This window comes from Mixta hanseatica (assembly GCF_023517775.1).
GTDB classification, from domain to species: Bacteria; Pseudomonadota; Gammaproteobacteria; order Enterobacterales; family Enterobacteriaceae; genus Mixta; species Mixta hanseatica.
In genome coordinates this window covers 1,885,399-1,901,835 of record NZ_CP082904.1, presented here as the reverse complement: position 1 = coordinate 1,901,835, position 16,437 = coordinate 1,885,399, and the positions used below count along the sequence as shown (strand labels likewise).

General features: G+C 53.3%; 18 protein-coding genes and 1 pseudogene. 11 read left to right on the top strand and 8 right to left on the bottom strand.

Annotated elements, in window-relative coordinates; translation table 11 throughout:
- Positions 1–23: 23 nt before the first annotated feature.
- Both K6958_RS09230 and K6958_RS09225 read left to right on the top strand, forming a co-directional pair.
- Positions 24–563, top strand: a complete 540-nt coding sequence (locus tag K6958_RS09230) for an SRPBCC family protein (RefSeq protein ID WP_249894358.1) — start codon at positions 24–26, stop codon at positions 561–563.
- Entirely contained in the window at positions 563–1,729 is a 1,167-nt protein-coding gene (locus K6958_RS09225) for a zinc-dependent alcohol dehydrogenase (RefSeq protein ID WP_249894357.1), read from the top strand. The genes K6958_RS09230 and K6958_RS09225 overlap by 1 nt, the downstream gene beginning before the upstream one ends.
- A gap of 64 nt (positions 1,730–1,793) precedes the next feature.
- On the opposite strand, the gene K6958_RS09220 is transcribed toward K6958_RS09225, so the two are convergent.
- The 3 genes from K6958_RS09220 to K6958_RS09210 all read right to left on the bottom strand — a co-directional run bounded on the left by K6958_RS09220 (position 1,794) and on the right by K6958_RS09210 (position 4,746).
- A complete protein-coding gene (locus K6958_RS09220) occupies positions 1,794–2,042 on the bottom strand; it encodes a hypothetical protein (RefSeq protein WP_249894356.1) in 249 nt (82 codons plus the stop codon).
- Positions 2,043–2,244: 202 nt separating this feature from the next.
- Positions 2,245–2,685: a peptidoglycan-binding protein LysM gene (lysM, locus tag K6958_RS09215; protein ID WP_249894355.1), complete on the bottom strand. Its 441-nt coding sequence runs from the start codon at positions 2,683–2,685 to the stop codon at positions 2,245–2,247.
- A gap of 96 nt (positions 2,686–2,781) precedes the next feature.
- Positions 2,782–4,746 (bottom strand): M10 family metallopeptidase C-terminal domain-containing protein, encoded by a 1,965-nt coding sequence (locus K6958_RS09210; protein WP_249894354.1) that lies wholly within the window; start codon positions 4,744–4,746, stop codon positions 2,782–2,784.
- A 552-nt stretch (positions 4,747–5,298) separates the two neighbouring features.
- On the opposite strand from K6958_RS09210, the pseudogene K6958_RS21315 reads away from it, so the two are divergent.
- A pseudogene (locus tag K6958_RS21315) lies at positions 5,299–5,597 on the top strand (methyl-accepting chemotaxis protein); the annotation flags it as partial.
- A gap of 116 nt (positions 5,598–5,713) precedes the next feature.
- On the opposite strand, the gene K6958_RS09200 reads toward K6958_RS21315, so the two are convergent.
- Complete coding sequence (locus K6958_RS09200) at positions 5,714–5,914, bottom strand: hypothetical protein (RefSeq protein ID WP_249894353.1); 201 nt, start codon at positions 5,912–5,914, stop codon at positions 5,714–5,716.
- A gap of 171 nt (positions 5,915–6,085) precedes the next feature.
- Here K6958_RS09200 and K6958_RS09195 point away from each other — a divergent pair, with 171 nt between their 5' ends.
- The 4 genes from K6958_RS09195 to K6958_RS09180 all read left to right on the top strand — a co-directional run bounded on the left by K6958_RS09195 (position 6,086) and on the right by K6958_RS09180 (position 7,976).
- Complete coding sequence (locus tag K6958_RS09195) at positions 6,086–6,226, top strand: hypothetical protein (RefSeq protein ID WP_249894352.1); 141 nt, start codon at positions 6,086–6,088, stop codon at positions 6,224–6,226.
- A gap of 201 nt (positions 6,227–6,427) precedes the next feature.
- Positions 6,428–7,015: a YceI family protein gene (locus K6958_RS09190; protein WP_249894351.1), complete on the top strand. Its 588-nt coding sequence runs from the start codon at positions 6,428–6,430 to the stop codon at positions 7,013–7,015.
- A 144-nt stretch (positions 7,016–7,159) separates the two neighbouring features.
- The gene (locus K6958_RS09185; RefSeq protein WP_434085203.1) at positions 7,160–7,483 is read left to right on the top strand and encodes a hypothetical protein; all 324 of its coding nucleotides are present in this window, start codon (positions 7,160–7,162) and stop codon (positions 7,481–7,483) included.
- Positions 7,484–7,721: 238 nt separating this feature from the next.
- Positions 7,722–7,976, top strand: coding sequence for a hypothetical protein (locus K6958_RS09180; RefSeq protein ID WP_249894350.1), 255 nt, complete (start codon positions 7,722–7,724; stop codon positions 7,974–7,976).
- 75 nt (positions 7,977–8,051) lie between these two features.
- Here the strand turns inward: K6958_RS09180 and K6958_RS09175 are convergent, their stop codons facing one another.
- Positions 8,052–9,326: a Glu/Leu/Phe/Val family dehydrogenase gene (locus tag K6958_RS09175; protein WP_249894349.1), complete on the bottom strand. Its 1,275-nt coding sequence runs from the start codon at positions 9,324–9,326 to the stop codon at positions 8,052–8,054.
- Between the two features lie 562 nt (positions 9,327–9,888).
- On the opposite strand from K6958_RS09175, the gene K6958_RS09170 reads away from it, so the two are divergent.
- Positions 9,889–11,337: an amino acid permease gene (locus K6958_RS09170; RefSeq protein ID WP_249894348.1), complete on the top strand. Its 1,449-nt coding sequence runs from the start codon at positions 9,889–9,891 to the stop codon at positions 11,335–11,337.
- Positions 11,338–11,397: 60 nt separating this feature from the next.
- On the opposite strand, the gene ahr is transcribed toward K6958_RS09170, so the two are convergent.
- Both ahr and K6958_RS09160 read right to left on the bottom strand, forming a co-directional pair.
- Entirely contained in the window at positions 11,398–12,390 is a 993-nt protein-coding gene (ahr, locus tag K6958_RS09165; RefSeq protein WP_249894650.1) for an NADPH-dependent aldehyde reductase Ahr, read from the bottom strand.
- Positions 12,391–12,531: 141 nt separating this feature from the next.
- Positions 12,532–13,026 (bottom strand): thioredoxin family protein, encoded by a 495-nt coding sequence (locus K6958_RS09160; protein WP_249894347.1) that lies wholly within the window; start codon positions 13,024–13,026, stop codon positions 12,532–12,534.
- Between the two features lie 387 nt (positions 13,027–13,413).
- Here K6958_RS09160 and K6958_RS09155 point away from each other — a divergent pair, with 387 nt between their 5' ends.
- The 3 genes from K6958_RS09155 to umuC all read left to right on the top strand — a co-directional run bounded on the left by K6958_RS09155 (position 13,414) and on the right by umuC (position 15,821).
- The gene (locus K6958_RS09155; protein WP_249894346.1) at positions 13,414–14,295 is read left to right on the top strand and encodes an ROK family protein; all 882 of its coding nucleotides are present in this window, start codon (positions 13,414–13,416) and stop codon (positions 14,293–14,295) included.
- A gap of 133 nt (positions 14,296–14,428) precedes the next feature.
- A complete protein-coding gene (locus K6958_RS09150) occupies positions 14,429–14,575 on the top strand; it encodes a hypothetical protein (protein WP_249894345.1) in 147 nt (48 codons plus the stop codon).
- Complete coding sequence (gene umuC / locus K6958_RS09145) at positions 14,559–15,821, top strand: translesion error-prone DNA polymerase V subunit UmuC (RefSeq protein WP_249894344.1); 1,263 nt, start codon at positions 14,559–14,561, stop codon at positions 15,819–15,821. The genes K6958_RS09150 and umuC overlap by 17 nt, the downstream gene beginning before the upstream one ends.
- A gap of 93 nt (positions 15,822–15,914) precedes the next feature.
- On the opposite strand, the gene K6958_RS09140 is transcribed toward umuC, so the two are convergent.
- Positions 15,915–16,379: a YlaC family protein gene (locus K6958_RS09140; RefSeq protein ID WP_249894343.1), complete on the bottom strand. Its 465-nt coding sequence runs from the start codon at positions 16,377–16,379 to the stop codon at positions 15,915–15,917.
- Positions 16,380–16,437 lie beyond the last annotated feature (58 nt).

The window sequence follows — 16,437 nt, the reverse complement described above, 5'->3', positions numbered from 1 at the left end:
CACTGTTAATAACCGGAGGTTTTGTGAGTAAGAAAGTACAGGTCACGGGCACTCACGATGCCCATGAAACCCAGCTGCGTCGCTGGATAACCATCGGTAAACCCGCCGATAAACTCTATGAACTCTGGCGCGATCCCGCCACGCTGCCGCGCATTATGGCGCATTTTGCTCAGATCACGGTGATCGATGAAACCGACGCCGAGTGGCAAATCAAAGGACCGCTGAAGAAAAGCTATCGCTGGCGCAGCCGCATCGTCGAGCAACAGCCGGGCGTGGTTATCGCCTGGGAATCGCTGGATGGCGCCGATGTGCCAAATGAAGGCATGCTGCAGTTTCGTCCTGCTCCCGGCGAATGGGGTACCGAGCTCACGCTGACGCTGCGCTTTAACCCGCCAGGCGGCGCGTTAGGTAAAAAAGTCACCGCCCTGCTCGATCTGTTCCCCAAAGAGCAGCTCAGTAAGGCGCTGCACCGCTTTAAAAGCCTGGCGGAAACCGGCGAGATCCCCAGCCTTGACGGACAGCCTGCGGGTCGTCATGCAGAACGAAAAGATGAGGAGGCGTAATGCGAGCTTTATGCTGGAACGGCGTGAATGATTTACGAGTGGAAAGCGTAGCGGATCCCGCATTGCTGAATCCGCATGATGCCATTATCAAAGTGCGTTTAACCACCACCTGCGGTTCCGATCTGCACGTGATTGACGGCCTGATCCCGACCATGCGCGAAGGCGATATTCTGGGTCACGAATTTATGGGCGAAGTGGTGGAGATCGGCAGCGCGGTTAAAAACATTAAGCGCGGCGATCGCGTGGTGGTGCCCTCTTTTATCTCCTGCGGCTCCTGCTGGTATTGCCAGCACCAACTGCCCTCCTGCTGCGATAACACTAATCCGCACTGGGAACAGGGCGAGCCGGTGCTGGGCCATGCTACCGGCGGGATTTACGCCTACAGCCACGCCTTTGGTGGCTATGCCGGCTCGCATGCGGAATATGTGCGCGTGCCCTTTGCCGATAACGACTGTTTTGTCGTGCCGGAAAGCGTTAGCGACGAACAGGCGCTATTTTTATCAGATGCGGCGCCGACCGGTTATATGGGCGCGGATTTTTGTAATATTCATCCGGGCGATACCGTGGCGGTCTGGGGCTGCGGCGGCGTAGGTCTGATGGCGATGCAGAGCGCCTGGCTGATGGGCGCGCATCAGGTGATCGCCATCGATCGTTTCCCGGAGCGGCTGGCGATGGCGCGCGATTACGCGGGAGCCATTACGCTGGATTACAGCAAGGCGGATATTCATGAGGCGCTGCTGGAGTTGACCGGCGGACGCGGCCCGGACAGCTGTATTGATGCGGTCGGCATGGAGGCGCGCGGCGAAGGGCTGACTCAGGTGTACGATCGCACCAAGCAGCTGCTGCATCTGGAGACGGACGTGGGCGCGGCGCTGCGTCAGGCGCTCTACTCCTGCCGTAAAGGCGGCAACATCTCTATTCTGGGCGTCTATGGCGTGATGGATAAGTTTCCGCTGGGGCTGATGATTAACAAAAGCCTGACCATCCGCACCGCGCAGCAGCACGGCCAGCGCTATATGCATCGTCTGCTGGATCATGTCGCCAAAGGCGAGCTGAATCCGGCATTTATGGCTACCCATCGCTTCTCGCTGGAAGAGGCGCCGCGCGGCTATGAGATGTTTAAACACAAGGAAGATGGCTGTTTGCGGGCGGTGTTCGCCCCCTGAAGGAGCTGACAGGATAGCAAGAAAAAAGGGGGCCTGAGGCCCTCTTTTTTCACGCCGTTGCGCGCTACAGGCTGTCGGTCAGTTTATCAATGACGACGTTGCCGCTGCAGTCATGTTGGGTAATGCGATAGTTAACCGGCCAGGAGCGGCGGTTACAAAATTTATCAAACAGCGTGACCCGCCCTTTCAGACGGCCATCCGGCCCTTTTATCGACCATATGGTGATATCTTCCTGTCCACGGTTTTCCAAATGAATCTCTTCCACGCGTTCCAGCGTATCGCTTTCCTGAATCTTTAAGTGATTTCTTAACATTACGCTAACCTCCGGTCCCCCTCACTATACGCTTTTTATTTATGCTAACAATCGAATATATTAATCGATATAACCCTTTCATTAGCATGGCTATAGGCTGGCAACCCGTGCGCAGCAGGCGTTGGCGTGAACATAAAGGAAGATATAGCCGTAAAGAGGAGGGCTGGCACTAAAAAGCCCGCCGGAAGGCGGGCCTGAATCGTTATTGCGGAATACGCAGCGTTTGGCCCGGGTAGATCTTATCGGGGCTGCTCAGCATTGGCTTGTTGGCCTCAAAAATTTTATTGTACTCGTTGGGGTTGCCGTACATCTCTTTCGAAATAGCGCTCAGCGTATCGCCTTTCTTCACGGTGTAAAAACGGCTTTCCGTCGCGGGCTGTGAAACAGAGACTTTATCATCCACCCCGCTGATGCCGGCTACGTTACCAATCGCCACCAGGATTTTTTCTTTCGCTTCCTGGCTCAACCCATCACCGGTCACCGTCGCCTGGCCATCTTTAACTTCGACCTGCACCTTATCGGCATCCGGCACGCCGGTTTTCTGTAGATGCTCTTTGAGCTTTGCATCCTGTTCCTGCGGGTTATGGGTTACCGCATCCCACAGTTTTTCTCCTGCATCTTTCACAAAGCTTAACAGTCCCATGCATCCTCCATTTTTACGCTAAGAAAATTGACTTCTCTGTAAGCGTAGCAGATGAGGGCTATTCAACCCGAACGGCCGCTCGGGACTGCGCCCTTTTTAAACAATCACATCAAGATGCAGATTGGGTCGCGCAGCAATATCAATAATCATCTCCGGCTGGATGTCGCCCGCCAGGTTGAGTTTCAAATGCGTCAGATGGGTGGTGACATCCCAGGTCATCTGCATTTCGCCCAGCCTGCCGCTAAACTTCGAGGTAAAGTGCAGTGGATGCGCACGGCTGTCCAGCGCTGACAGGTCGATTTTATCGATTCCGCTGGTGAAATCGCCAAGTAAATCGCGCAGCCCCGGCAGCGAATCTTTCGCGCTGGTGAAGATAAACAGATCGCTGCCTGCGCCGCCGTAGAGCTTATCCAGCCCGCCGCCGCCGTATAAACGATCGTTCCCTGCTCCGCCTTCCAGCCGGTCGTTACCGTTTTCGCCGTACAGCGTGTCATTGCCGTTGCCGCCATAGAGCATATCGTTGCCCTCGCCGCCAAACAGCCGATCGTGGCCGTTTTCACCATACAGCGTATCGTTGCCGTTATTGCCGTACAGCAAATCGTTGCCCTCGCCGCCAAACAGCCGATCGTGACCGTTTTCGCCATACAGCGTATCGATGCCGTTGCCGCCGTACAGTGCATCGTCGCCTTCGCCGCCGTACAACCGATCATTGCCGTTTTCACCGTACAGCGTATCGATGCCGCTTGCGCCATATAGCACATCATCACCCTCGCCGCCGTACAGCCGGTCATTGCCGTTCTCACCGTACAGCGTATCGTTGCCGAGGCCGCCATACAGCACATCGTTGCCGTCATTGCCGTAGAGTCGATCGAGCCCGCCATCGCCATACAGCGTATCAATATCAAGACCGCCATACAGCGTATCGTTGCCGTTACCGCCGTACAGCCTGTCGCTGCCGCTGTCGCCATACAGGGCGTCGTTGCCGTCATTACCGTACAGCATATCGTTGCCAGCGTTGCCGCGCAGGCCGTTGGCTGCCGCGTTCCCGATAAGAGTATCGTTGCCGGCGCCAGCAATGGCGTTTTCTATCACCACGCCCAATGCGATTGAGACGTTGCCAATCAGACCGCCTACGTTAGAAAAAGTCTGTGCGTTAAGGTTAACCAGCTGATTCTGACGATAGCCGGAAACGTTCAGCGTATCGTTGCCGCCCGCATCCCAGATGGAAAAAATCATCACATCGCTGCTTTGGGTCGCGCTGTAATAGTCGCGCCCGCTATTTGAACCAAATCCGTAAACGGTATTGCCGGTGCGCGTGGCCATATTTGCGCCGTACAGGCGCTGAATAGCAGCAATATCATGCAGCAGCGGCGAAACGGCATAGTGACCGTAAAAATTAGCGCCCGTATTCACTTCGCTCCAGTAGCTCATTAATGAGTACTGGCGTGAATCTTCAACATAAGCGGCGCTGGTGCTATAGGAAATAACGCCATAGCCGCTATTATAGTTGCCCGGATGGCTTAACCCTAACGCATGGCCTATTTCATGGGTCAGCGTCTGGCGGCCATATTCATGATGTTCCGGTTCACGCACGTTGGTCATGTTGTAGTTAAACCACATCGTCCCCGCCGCCTTGCTGCTGCCGGGCAGATACGCATAAGCCTGATCGTTCGCCTGCTGGCCGCTGGCGAACTGCGTATAGTTGGCAAAGGTGAGCCGTGCGCCGCTACTGACCTGCGTGAATTTAATATTGGCGACATCGGCCCATGACTGCAAAGACTGCAGCGCTGCCGTTTTTTGCTCGCTGTTAAAAGCGACAATGCCTTTATCGCCGCGCGGCGAGGCAGTCAAATTATCGGGAAACGAGAAGCTGAGCGCGACCGGCTTGTTATACACTTTATAGCCGTTCCAGCTTAGCCCGCTACGGGTAAGCTGTACCGCAGCCTCGCTGGAGCTGTAGTGGGCAACCGGCGCATAGTAATAGTAGCTGCTGCTGGTGGCGCTGGCAGCGCCCTGCGCATCCGTTTCGAACCAGGATGTTCGTGTATTTTTGCTAGACAAGGGCAATTCTCCGACAAAAGCATGTCCCGAGAAGCCGGCATTACCCGCTCATCCTGACAGGGAGTGACGATTCACTTCGACGTTGTTGCAGGTTCTGGATTAAAACGGTTTTATCGCCGTCCTTAGCTATATCGGCAAACACAGGCGCAACATTAACGACGTCTTTTACATCGCCAGTGTTAGTGTGCTGGGGTTATTATAACGACATCTGGTTATACGGTAACAAAAATAATGCAAACCTGAAGAAAGTTATTTTTATCGACAGGATTATAAAAGCGGTTGCCGCGGCCCTCTTTCACCCGCAAGGTTATTATATTCCGCGTAATATTGTTAATATATTCCCTCAATTACCCTTTGGGTTTATCAAGAGAATTAATTTTATTTATCCCGACTCTAAATATTTTATTTTCTTTGCCGATAAGAGAACGCTTTTGCCGCAACTCTCCTTTATCTGCCGACAACGCTTTCTCCGTCGGGCTTAACAAAAACGGCGCAGGAATATTAATAATATTCGTGTCGCCCTGGACCAATTTTTAGCAGGTAAACCAGGCGCTGTCGGCACTGGTCAGCAGTCAGAATGAAACGCTGGGGCTGGCGGAAAGCTGCATTCGTTCGAGCAGCGATGTCGCCACGCAAAGCCAGCAGGCCCAGCTGCGCCTGGGTCAGGGCCTGGACGATCTGGAGCAGATCTCGTCCGGCATCGTCGATATCGCCTTCCAGACCAATTTGTTATCGCTGAACGCGGCGTTAGAAGCGCGCGTGCGGGTGAAGCGGGACGCGGCTTTGCTGTGGTCGCGGGTGAAGTACGTCGGCTAGCGCAGTCATCTAAAGAGCAGGCGGAAGCGACGGCGCAGCTTACCGTGCTGCAGCAGCTTTCCGCTAACCGTAAATAGACCACAGGCCGGGCGGCATGGTGCAGCCCGGCCTGCTTTTATTGCCAGGGATTACCGCGACAGAAAGTTAGCCGTCAGGCGGAAACCTTACTGATCTCAATGATCTCATCGAGGCGGTTTTTCATCTCTTCAAGATTCTGCCGCAGGTTTTTGTCCGCTTCAGTGGCGTTTTTCCCTTTGCCAATCAGCGTAAAGCGATAGCTGGGCTGGTCGCAGCTGGCTCGGTATTCATAATCACCGTTAGCGGTCTGATGTTTCTCGATATTCACGTCCATTATTACCTCCTCTGTTTTTAGTAAATATAGCAAACCTGTGGTAGTGCGGGCCTTCACGCCTGCGTCGCAGGAAAAACACAGCAAAACGTCAGGAAAGTGAAAATCAGCTGCCCACCTGGTTTAAGGCGCTTTTTTTTATCTTAGAATCGCGCCCACTTGCTGGAGGTAATCATGAAAAAACTATTTATGTTGTTAACGGCGGCGCTACTGACCGCATCATTAAGCGGCTGCGTCTGGTGGGGCCCTGGCTGGGGCGGACCGGGCGGCGGTCATGGCGGCGGCGGATTCCATCACGGCGGCCCGGGCCGCTAGTTATCCGCGCCTTAATCTAAAGGGCCGAAATGCGCTTCAACTGTTTTCAGACCCGTCGACAGCGGGTCTTTTTATCCCGTCTTACCTGCCGCCTTGTTTCCTTCAAATTATTTGAAAAACAAAAACAATTATCTTTGCTTTCGATTCTTGCCGTCAGCGACCACACTTAAATTCCTTTTTAGTGACTGCAGGATTGTCGTTATGTTGAGCATGAAGAAAATTGCCACGCCGCTGGTATTAAGCCTGGGCCTTTGGACGCAGTTCAGCCACGCTGAAGCGCAGACCTACCAGCTGAATCCGGAGCATACCTCGGTGGTGATGAGCTGGTCGCATTTTGGTTTTTCTCATCCGACCGCGGATATTTCCGGCACCAGCGGCACGCTGGTTTTTGATAGCGTCAACCCGGAAGCCTCAAAGGTTGAGGTGACGCTGCCGTTAACCCATATCGATACGCACGTTGAGGCGCTCACCACCGAATTTAAAGGCGATCAGTATTTCAATACCGGCACTTACCCAACGGCCACTTTCCGCAGCACCCGCGTTATCAGCAAAGGCAACCAGCGCTACGATGTGCAGGGCGACCTGACGCTCAAAGGCGTGACCCGTCCGGTTACCCTGCACGCTACGCTGAATAAACAGGGCGAGCATCCAATGATGAAGAAGCAGGCGATTGGCTTTGACGCCACGGCGACGGTAAAACGCTCCGACTTTAATCTGAAGCAGTATATTCCTGCCGTGAGCGATGAAATCACGCTGACTATCTCTACCGAAGCCTACGCGGCGAAATAAATCGTTCAGCCCTGTTCCGCCAGGGCTGATCGTTTCCTGCTCCCCTGCCCGTTGTTAGCAAAGGTCGCCTACCAGAAAAAGCGCGCCGGCTTTTGCTTCTTGTCGTACCATTCTGATAACAGTACAGCCATCAGAGAGGTAAACGTGAGTTCAACGACATTTATCCTGCGTCTTTCCGCTCCCGTCAGCGCTGATATGCTGGAGGATTTGCGGGCGGTGATCCCTGCAGCGGCCACGCACGTTTTTATTAACGCGCTGGATGAGGAGAGCCACACCACCTTTGAATGCCTGCAGAGCGACGAGAGCTGCTCGCTGGCCGCCTCTGCTATCACGCTGTGGCGCCAACTGGGACATATCCATCATCTAACCTGGCGACACGGCTGGGAAACGCAGGAGGTCACGGATGCCAGCCAGCAGCAGCTGTTCCAGATGTTAAAAGCGCCTGGCGCGATCCTACAGATAACCTGAAGCGACAACAGCGACTTATCAGGTTTCCCCGCTATTTCAGCGCAACGCTCTTCTTCGCCCTGACGCGCCTTTCTTTCTGTTAACCCGCTGTTTCAACAAGCGAAACGCTAAAGGAATCTTTACCTTTGAGTGCGATACTTCCTGACGTGGATCAATAATACTGGCAGTAAAAAGGATAAAAAATAACCTTAAGCTAAATTTTATTAACCATTGACCGAAGCTGGCTTAAGGAGAAAGTATGAGTCGCCATCATTTAACCGCCCCGGAGTTTGCCCGGTATGCGGGTGTCAACGAGAGCGATTTGATTCGCGCTATCTGTAATCGCGGCGCCATCGACGGCGTATCGCTGCCTGAGGCATTGAATCACGCCCCGCTTTCCGTTCGGCTCTGGCTGCGTGAGGATGTGGTGCTGTTCGCCCACGCCCTGAGCCGCGCCAGGGCAGGACGCAAATACGCTAAACAGAATCGGAAACGCACCAGCCAAAGCAGCTGACTGATGCGCATAACTGGCCCGTCAGAAACTGACGGGCCTGGCGCCGTAATAGCGACAGCGCGTCGCAATGGCCGCTTAGCCTGGATAGATACCGCGATCTTTACGCGCCATCAGGATGCGTTCACAGGCGACGATATAGGCAGCAGTACGCAGCGTACAGCTTTTCTCAATCGCTTTATCCCAGACATGCACCATCGCTTCGGTCATAATCTTGTCCATCCGCGCGTTGATCTCCTCTTCGCTCCAGAAGAAGCTGGCCATATCCTGTACCCACTCAAAGTAGCTGACCGTTACCCCGCCGGCGTTACAGATCACATCTGGCACCACGGTAATGCCCCGCGCTTTCAGGATATCGTCGGCATCGGGATAGGTTGGGCCGTTCGCCCCTTCCAGCACCAGCTTACAGCTGAGCTTCTCGGCGCGTTCACGCGTAATCTGCCCTTCCAGCGCCGCCGGGATCAGAATATCCATCTGCGTGGTCCAGAACTCTTCGCTATCGATTTTGCGGGCGCCGGGGAAACCGGCAATCTGTTTGTGGCTGTTCTGCCATGCGCTAAGCGCCTGCAGATCAATGCCGTCGGCGTTAAACAGCGTGGCGGTATGATCCTGGATCACCACCACGCGCGCGCCCGCTTCAGCAAACAGGCGAGCGGCTTCGCTGCCGACGTTACCAAAGCCCTGCACGGCGATTTTAGCGCCTTCGATCTCAATACCGGCACGCCCCGCCACTTCACGACCCGTGACAAACACGCCGCGCCCGGTCGCTTTTTCGCGGCCCAGCGAGCCGCCCAGGTGAATCGGTTTGCCGGTAACCACGCCGGTAATGGTGGTGCCGTGGTTCATGGAATAGGTATCCATCATCCACGCCATCACTTTGCCGTTGGTGCCGACGTCCGGCGCCGGGATGTCGCGCTGCGGCCCGATAATCAGGCCGATTTCGCTGGTATAGCGGCGCGTTAAGCGTTCCAGCTCGCCTTCTGACAGTGAAAAAGGATCGACGCGAATGCCGCCTTTCGCCCCGCCGTAAGGCAGGTTTACCGCGGCGCATTTGATCGTCATCCAGGCAGAGAGCGCCATGACTTCATTCAGGTCCACGTCAGGATGGTAACGAATACCGCCCTTACCTGGACCGCGGGAAAGATTGTGCTGAACACGAAAACCTTCAAAATGGCGGATGGTTCCGTCATCCATCTGTAGGGGAATATCAACGATCAGGGCACGTTTCGGATGGCGCAGCGTATCAATCCAGCGCGATAAATCACCCAGATAAGGGGCAACGCGATCGATTTGCTGAAGGTAGGTGTTCCAGGCCGATGTACCGCTTTCTGACGCGTAAGATAGCTTTTCCATAACAAACCTTTTTGAACAAAGTTATTTATATTGTTAAACCGTGGAAATGACCTGCATATCACTATGCGCTGATGAATTTACCACTAATTATCGCCGATGAATTTTTCCGTCTGAGGGAAAAAATTGTTTTTGCGTAAAGCAATCGCAACAGAGATGAATAATTAGTTACTTTTATGGCAGGCCATAAGCGTGCCGTTTTTATGCATGATTTATGCACTTTTTATGCATAAAAAAGATTTTTCCTGAATTTTCAGAAAGTTGAAAGCGATCAAAAAGTTAAATTTTCGTTATTTTACAGAGTTGACAATGTAAAATTCGCCAGCCAGCATTAACCCGCCAGCTACTGTTGTACCGGCTGATTCTTCGCCGAATCAGAAATCGCTTTCTTTTCAATTTGTTGGAAATGAAGCCGCCCGTAGTCCGCTGAATATCGTCCATTATCCGGACAACCCGCCCTGCTCCTGGCGCGCTGTTGCGCCTGATCCCTGTCTATCACGGGGAGGGGGCGTGTTTGCCCGAAATCCGGTTTTTTTCATGGTCAGCCGTTATAAGAGGAGAAGCCATGACCGTAAAACACCCACCGCGATCGCGACGACCAGAAAGTGAGCAAAGCGCGCCGCAGAAGCTGCAACGCGGCCTGAGCGAACGGCATATCCAGTTAATTTCTCTGGGTGGCGCAATCGGCACCGGCCTGTTTATGGGCGCCGGTAAAACCATCGCCGTTTCCGGCACCTCTATTCTGATTACCTATATCGTGGTCGGCTTTTTTATGTATATGGTGATGCGGGCGATGGGCGAAGCGCTGCTAACCCGGCTGGATTACCGTTCCTTTGCCGATTTCGTTTCAGATTATCTGGGACCAAAAGCGAGCTTTTTTCTTGGCTGGTCATACTGGCTAAGCTGGGTGGTTACCTGTATCGCCGATGTGGTGGTGTGCGGTGGCTATGTGCAGTACTGGCTGCCGACGCTGTCGCCGTGGATCCCGGCGCTGTTCGCGCTGGCGCTGCTGTTGGTCTTTAATCTGCTGTCGGTAAAAATGTTTGGCGAAGCGGAGTTCTGGTTCGCCATCATCAAGATAATCGCTATTATCGCGCTGATCCTGACCGGTCTGTGGATGATTGCCATTGGCTGGACGTCGCCCGACGGCGTACGCGCCTCGATGGATAACCTGACCGATCCAGCGGTGTTTATGCCGCACGGCGTGGTCGGCTTTTTCGCCGGCTTTCAGATCGCCATTTTTTCCTATACCGGCATTGAACTGCTTGGCACCATGACGGCGGAAACCAAAACGCCGGATAAGATCCTGCCGCGCGCCATCCGGGCGATTCCGCTACGCATTATTATTTTTTATGTCCTGTCGATGGTGGTGATTATTGCCGTGACCTCCTGGCAGCATGTTTCGCCGGAAACCAGCCCGTTTGTTACGCTCTTCGATAAAGCGGGCCTGCCCGCCGCCGCCGCGCTGATCAACTTTGTCGCGCTGACCTCCGCCATGTCCTCTGCCAACAGCGGCGTCTATTCCAGCACGCGCATGCTGTACGGTTTGTCGGTTGAGAAACATGCGCATCGCCAGTTTCGCATGCTGTCGCGCGTAACGGCGATACCGGTGCGTAGCCTGTTGTTTTCCTGCTTCTGTATGCTGAGCGGCACGCTGCTGCTGTTTTTGATGCCTAATGTCATGACGCTATTTACCATTGTTTCTACGCTGGCGGCGATTCTGGTGATTTACAGCTGGGGCATGATTCTGGTGGCGTATCTGGTTTACCGTCAACGTCGGCCGGATCTACATCAGCAGTCAACGTTTAAAATGCCGGGCGGCAGAGTGATGTGCTGGCTAAGCCTGCTGTTTTTTCTGTTTTCGCTGGTGATTATGGTTTTCGATGCGGATACGCGGGCGGCGCTGTGCGCTATGCCGATCTGGTTTATTCTGCTGGCGGTGTTCTGGCGGCTGACGCTGCGCCGCCGTCAGGCGCGGGCGCGCCAGGCCTGGCAAACCACCACCGAATCCTGAAGATAAAAAAGGCGGCGAGATCGCTCGCCGCCCGACTTATCTGTGCCCGCTTCGCGTTAATCAGAAATCCGCTTTCAGTACCACACGGTAATTAGCCTTACCGGCACGCACGTGATCCAGCGCGTCATTGATTTTCGACATCGGGAAGAATTCTACTTTCGGCGCGATATCGGTGCGCGACGCCAGCTTCAGCAGCGTACGCAGCTGGCCCGGCGAACCGGTGGAGGAACCGGTTACCGCGCGGTCGCCCAGAATCAGGCTGAACGCCGGGACGTCGAAAGGTTTCATTACTGCGCCAACGGTATGGAATTTGCCGCGCGGCGCCAGCGCCGCGAAGTACGGCTGCCAGTCGAGATCCACCGCAACAGTGCTAAGGATCAGATCAAACTGACCCGCCAGTTTTGTCAGCGCTTCCGGGTCGCGGCTGTTGACAACGTGGTCGGCGCCCATATCCAGAATCGACTGTTTTTTATCCGGCGTTGAGCTGAATGCGGTGACTTCCGCACCCATCGCATGCAGGATTTTAATCGCGATATGCCCCAGACCACCGATACCGATCACCCCTACGCGGCTGGTCGCGGTGATGTTATGCATCAGCAGCGGTTTGAAAACGGTAATCCCGCCGCACAGCAGTGGACCAGCAGAGGCCGGATCCAGTTTCTCCGGCAGCGGAATAACCCATTGCCAGTTCGCGCGCAGCTTTTCAGCAAAGCCGCCTTTATTAGCGATGGTCGGCACGCTGCCGTTCAGGCAGTTTACCTGATCGCCGGTAATACAGGCGTCGCAGTGTTCACAGCTTTTCGCCGTCCAGCCAATGCCCACGCGTTGGCCAATGGACAGACCTTTATTTTTTGCCGCCTCGCCCAACGCAGCAACGCGCCCAATCACTTCGTGACCGGCGATCACGGGATATTGCGAAATGCCCCATTCGTTATCGATCATCGACAAATCAGAATGACAAACACCACAATATTCTACTTCGACTTCAACATCTTCGGCGCTCAGCGATTCCGCTTCATATTCATAGAGTTCTAAAGCCTTACCGGCTTCCATCGCTGCATAGCTCTTAATTTTCACTCATTCACCTCAGATTGCGTTTGGGATCCAGCAGTGAGTGTAGCAAAGCCCCGTCGCCGCTGACTTTCCACTTTATGCCGCGGTTATTTTTCAAACAGTTAGCCTATCCGACATCTTTTACGCCGCAATTATCGCGCTGATATCACTGATGGTTTCCGTTAACCGCTCGCCGCGGCGATAGGCCTTCAGCTGCTGCGCATCGCCGTTGACCACCGAGGCGGGACGTTCAATAAAGGCGCCTAACGGCGTAAAAGCGTTATCCAGCACCACCGCCATCGGAATTTTTACCTTATCCACGCCCAGCAGCTCGATAAAAGGTGCGGCTTCGTCACGGGTAATAATGGCCATGTCGATATTGGGCAGACGCTGGCACAGCAGCGCCATTGGCGGAATATTGCGATGACAGTCCGGGCACCACATCTCTGCGGCCACCAGCAGCCGGAACTGGCCTTCCACCCCTTGCGCAGGCGCCAGCGCCTTTTCCAGCGCCTCAGTCTGGCTTTCCAGCATTGCCTGCCAGCGCTGCAGGTCGGCGATCTGTTCCGGCGTGCCGGTCGCAATAAACTCTGCGGTGTTTTTCCCCTGCTTAAACAGCGTTTCGAATGCGCTCATTGAACTTTCTCCAGTAAAAAAACCGATAGCGGGCTATCTTAAAAGAATCTGCCGCCGCGCACACCTTTGATCGTTGCCCTGCTCCAGTTTGCCCTGTCTTGCGGCTCTTTTTATGCCTGGTGTTAAATTTGCGCAACATTGCCCTTGTCAATATATCAGAGTATTTATTTACCGTTACACTCATCAGATTTACATTATTTTTCGTTAACAGGCGCCTGGCCGCTTGTTATTTTTTTAAGTAAGATAAAACTGCGTTTTTATTTATCCTCGCTGCGCTATTCAGGAGGCATGGTTTTTACGATAAACGTGTTAATTTCCGCGCCCGCCGGCTTTTTCCCGCGTTACGCTATACTGATTTTCATTAATAAAGCCTAAGGAGAAAACGACGTGAAAATAGCAGCGTTTGATATTGGCGGCACTTCATTAAAAATGGGTATTATTACCGATAAAGGCGAAATCATCGCCCAGGATAAAAAAGATATTATGAACCACTCCGGCAAGGAGATCCTGGACGGCGTGCAGGCCTGGCTGAAGCAGCACGCTGAATGTGAAGGTATTGCCGTTAGCACGCCGGGCTATGTCGATCCGCGCAGCGGTCATATTGCCATGGGCGGCGCCATCAGGGATTTTGATGATTTTCATCTTGGTGAATGGCTGCGTGGGAAAAGTTCGCTGCCCGTTAGCGTAGAAAATGATGCCAACTGCGCGCTGCTGGCTGAACGTTGGCTGGGTAAAGCGCAGGAGATGTCTGACTTTTTAATGATGACCATTGGTACCGGGGTTGGCGGCGCTATTTTTTGTAACGATGCGCTGGTACGTGGCAAGCAGTGCCGCGCCGGCGAGTTTGGCTCGTTGCTAAGTACGCGGCCGAACAGCGAAAATGTACGCCACTACACCATGAATACCACCTGCACCATGCGTGTCCTGACGCAAAACTACAGCATGCACACCGGTCAAAAGCAGGAAGAGATTACCGGTGAAGAGATCTTTTCCCGCTACGATAACAACGATCCCATTTGCCGCCGGTTAGTAACGAATTTCTATCAGGATCTGTGCGGCGGCATTTATAACCTGGCGCACGTATTTAATCCGCAATGTATTTTCCTTGGCGGCGGCATTACCGAGCGGGAAAGCTTCCTGGAGGAGCTTCATTATCATCTCGCCTGGTTTGATCTTGATGTACAGGTGGATACTGCCACCTACGGCAATGATTCCGGCATGCTGGGCGCAGTAAAACATTTCCTGGATTGCCAGCAGGAAAAAGCCTAATCCGATACGGGCTGCCGCTATTTGCTTAGCGGCATAGTGGTTTTTAAGGTTCAATAGTTTTAACTTGATTTAACCGGCTTGCCGGCAATACTGTATAGATAAACAGTTAAATCAAAAACAGGACTTAACGCCAATGATGTTACCGGACGATATCAGCCCGCCAGGATGTTTCCTGCTTAACCCCTGCACACTGCCCTTCCCTGACGATCGGCAGGCGCCGGATATTTGCCCGGCAGAATGGGCGCATAAAACGGTAGCGGCCCATGTTCGCGCTCTGTGACGTTAATTCCTTTTATACCTCGGTAGAGACCGTTTTTCGGCCCGATTTATGGGGCAAACCCGTGGTGGTTGTCTCTAACAATGATGGCTGCATTATCTCGCGCTCGGCTGAGGCGAAAGCGTTAGGCATCCCGATGGGCGCGCCGCTGTTTAAATTTAGCGATTTTCTCAGGCAGCACGGCGTTCAGGTGTTTTCATCAAACTATGCGCTCTATGCTGACATGAGCCTGCGGGTGATGACTATTTTGGAAGAGATGGCGCCTAAAACCGAGGTTTATTCCATCGACGAAGCATGGCTGTTTCTGCAAGGCATGGAAAAGCTGGTAGGTTGGCAGGAGTGGGGCCATGAGATACGCAACCGCGTACAGCGTGAAACCCACTTAACCCTGGGCGTTGGCATTGCGCCCACCATGACGCTGGCAAAGCTGGCCAACTATGCCGCTAAACGCTGGCGTAAGACGGACGGCGTGGTGGTGCTTACCGATCCCGAACGCCAGCGGAAACTGATGGCGCTGGCGAATGTCAGCGATGTCTGGGGAGTGGGTTCGCGTATCAGCAAACGCCTGAATGCCATGGGGATGAAAACGGTGCTGGATCTGGCGAACGCGGATACCCATCTGATACGTAAAAAATTCAGCGTGGTACTGGAACGCACGGTACGTGAACTGCGCGGCGAACCTTGCCTGGCGTTGGAAGAGACACCCTCTGCCCGGCAGCAAATTGTTTGCAGCCGCTCATACGGGGTTAAGGTAACGGCGAAGGATGAGGTGCGTCAGTCACTGTGCGCTTTTGCCGAACGGGCCGCGGCGAAACTGCGCGAAGAGGGCCAGTTCTGTCGCTGTGTTACGGTTTTCTTCCGTACCAGCGGTTATGACACCGGAGGCGAATATTGCTCCCGCCAGGGATCGATGACCTGCCAGGTTCCCACTCACGACACGCGCGACATCATTAAAATGGCGCTGAGCGTATTTGAAAAAATATGGCTGAGCGGGCCGCGCTATGCGAAAGCGGGCATCATACTCGGTGATTTTTATCATCGCGGCGTGGCGCAGCCAGGGTTGTTTGATGAGATCCAGCCCCGGGCCAACAGCGAAGCGCTGATGCAGGTAATGGATAGCCTGAATCAGTCGCGGCGAGGCGCGCTGTGGTTTGCCGGTCAGGGTATTGAAAAGCCCTGGCAGATGAAGCGGGAAATGCTCTCTCCGGCTTATACCACGCGCTTTTCCGATCTGCCTAAGGTTCGCTAGCGTAACGTTGCCAACAACGTGCTGAATACAACCTTTTATGCTTCACGCGCTGAGGGTAACTAAAGGGCTGGCATGCAGCCCTTTAGTTGCAGGTTATTTATTTCTGAGGCGATAAATATCCGCAAAATAAAGATGGCCTTTTTTCTCATATTGAGATACTAACGTTTTTTTCTCTGCTTCAGTCAGGATAGAACCATTAAGTAATGACTGAATAAATTCTTCTCTGACATAAACTTCCATAAACCAGTCCCCGGTATAACAATTTTTCCATGCGCCCCTATCAATATCCTTGACCTGATAAGAAGGGTTGATATGAAAAAAGAAAAAGAAGTTACATACTGCAAAAATCAGACAGCACACAATGTACTCAGTTGTTCCAAATGAGTCCGAATACAGCAAGATCCCCATCGTCAGAACAAACAGGAAACACATTAAAGTATAAAGTCCCGAGTACTGCCTTATGAAAGAAAAATCAAAGTAAGGGCGGTCATTACGATGCTCCTCTTTGTTGATTCTGTTTAACTCTTCTTGTAAAAATAAATTGAGATCATTGTTCATTTCTAAAGCCTTATCAGCCAGTTGTTGCAGTTGAAAGTGTTAGTTCTTAAAATAAAAA

What these genes read in the sequence shown, in the direction of transcription:
- K6958_RS09225 (WP_249894357.1), top strand. Translation starts at nt 563, where the DNA reads ATGCGAGCTTTATGCTGGAACGGCGTGAATGATTTACGAGTGGAAAGC.
- K6958_RS09220 (WP_249894356.1), bottom strand. Translation starts at nt 2,042, where the DNA reads ATGTTAAGAAATCACTTAAAGATTCAGGAAAGCGATACGCTGGAACGC.
- lysM (WP_249894355.1), bottom strand. Translation starts at nt 2,685, where the DNA reads ATGGGACTGTTAAGCTTTGTGAAAGATGCAGGAGAAAAACTGTGGGAT.
- K6958_RS09200 (WP_249894353.1), bottom strand. Translation starts at nt 5,914, where the DNA reads ATGGACGTGAATATCGAGAAACATCAGACCGCTAACGGTGATTATGAA.
- K6958_RS09195 (WP_249894352.1), top strand. Translation starts at nt 6,086, where the DNA reads ATGAAAAAACTATTTATGTTGTTAACGGCGGCGCTACTGACCGCATCA.
- K6958_RS09190 (WP_249894351.1), top strand. Translation starts at nt 6,428, where the DNA reads ATGTTGAGCATGAAGAAAATTGCCACGCCGCTGGTATTAAGCCTGGGC.
- K6958_RS09180 (WP_249894350.1), top strand. Translation starts at nt 7,722, where the DNA reads ATGAGTCGCCATCATTTAACCGCCCCGGAGTTTGCCCGGTATGCGGGT.
- K6958_RS09175 (WP_249894349.1), bottom strand. Translation starts at nt 9,326, where the DNA reads ATGGAAAAGCTATCTTACGCGTCAGAAAGCGGTACATCGGCCTGGAAC.
- K6958_RS09170 (WP_249894348.1), top strand. Translation starts at nt 9,889, where the DNA reads ATGACCGTAAAACACCCACCGCGATCGCGACGACCAGAAAGTGAGCAA.
- ahr (WP_249894650.1), bottom strand. Translation starts at nt 12,390, where the DNA reads ATGGAAGCCGGTAAGGCTTTAGAACTCTATGAATATGAAGCGGAATCG.
- K6958_RS09160 (WP_249894347.1), bottom strand. Translation starts at nt 13,026, where the DNA reads ATGAGCGCATTCGAAACGCTGTTTAAGCAGGGGAAAAACACCGCAGAG.
- K6958_RS09150 (WP_249894345.1), top strand. Translation starts at nt 14,429, where the DNA reads ATGATGTTACCGGACGATATCAGCCCGCCAGGATGTTTCCTGCTTAAC.
- umuC (WP_249894344.1), top strand. Translation starts at nt 14,559, where the DNA reads ATGTTCGCGCTCTGTGACGTTAATTCCTTTTATACCTCGGTAGAGACC.
- K6958_RS09140 (WP_249894343.1), bottom strand. Translation starts at nt 16,379, where the DNA reads ATGAACAATGATCTCAATTTATTTTTACAAGAAGAGTTAAACAGAATC.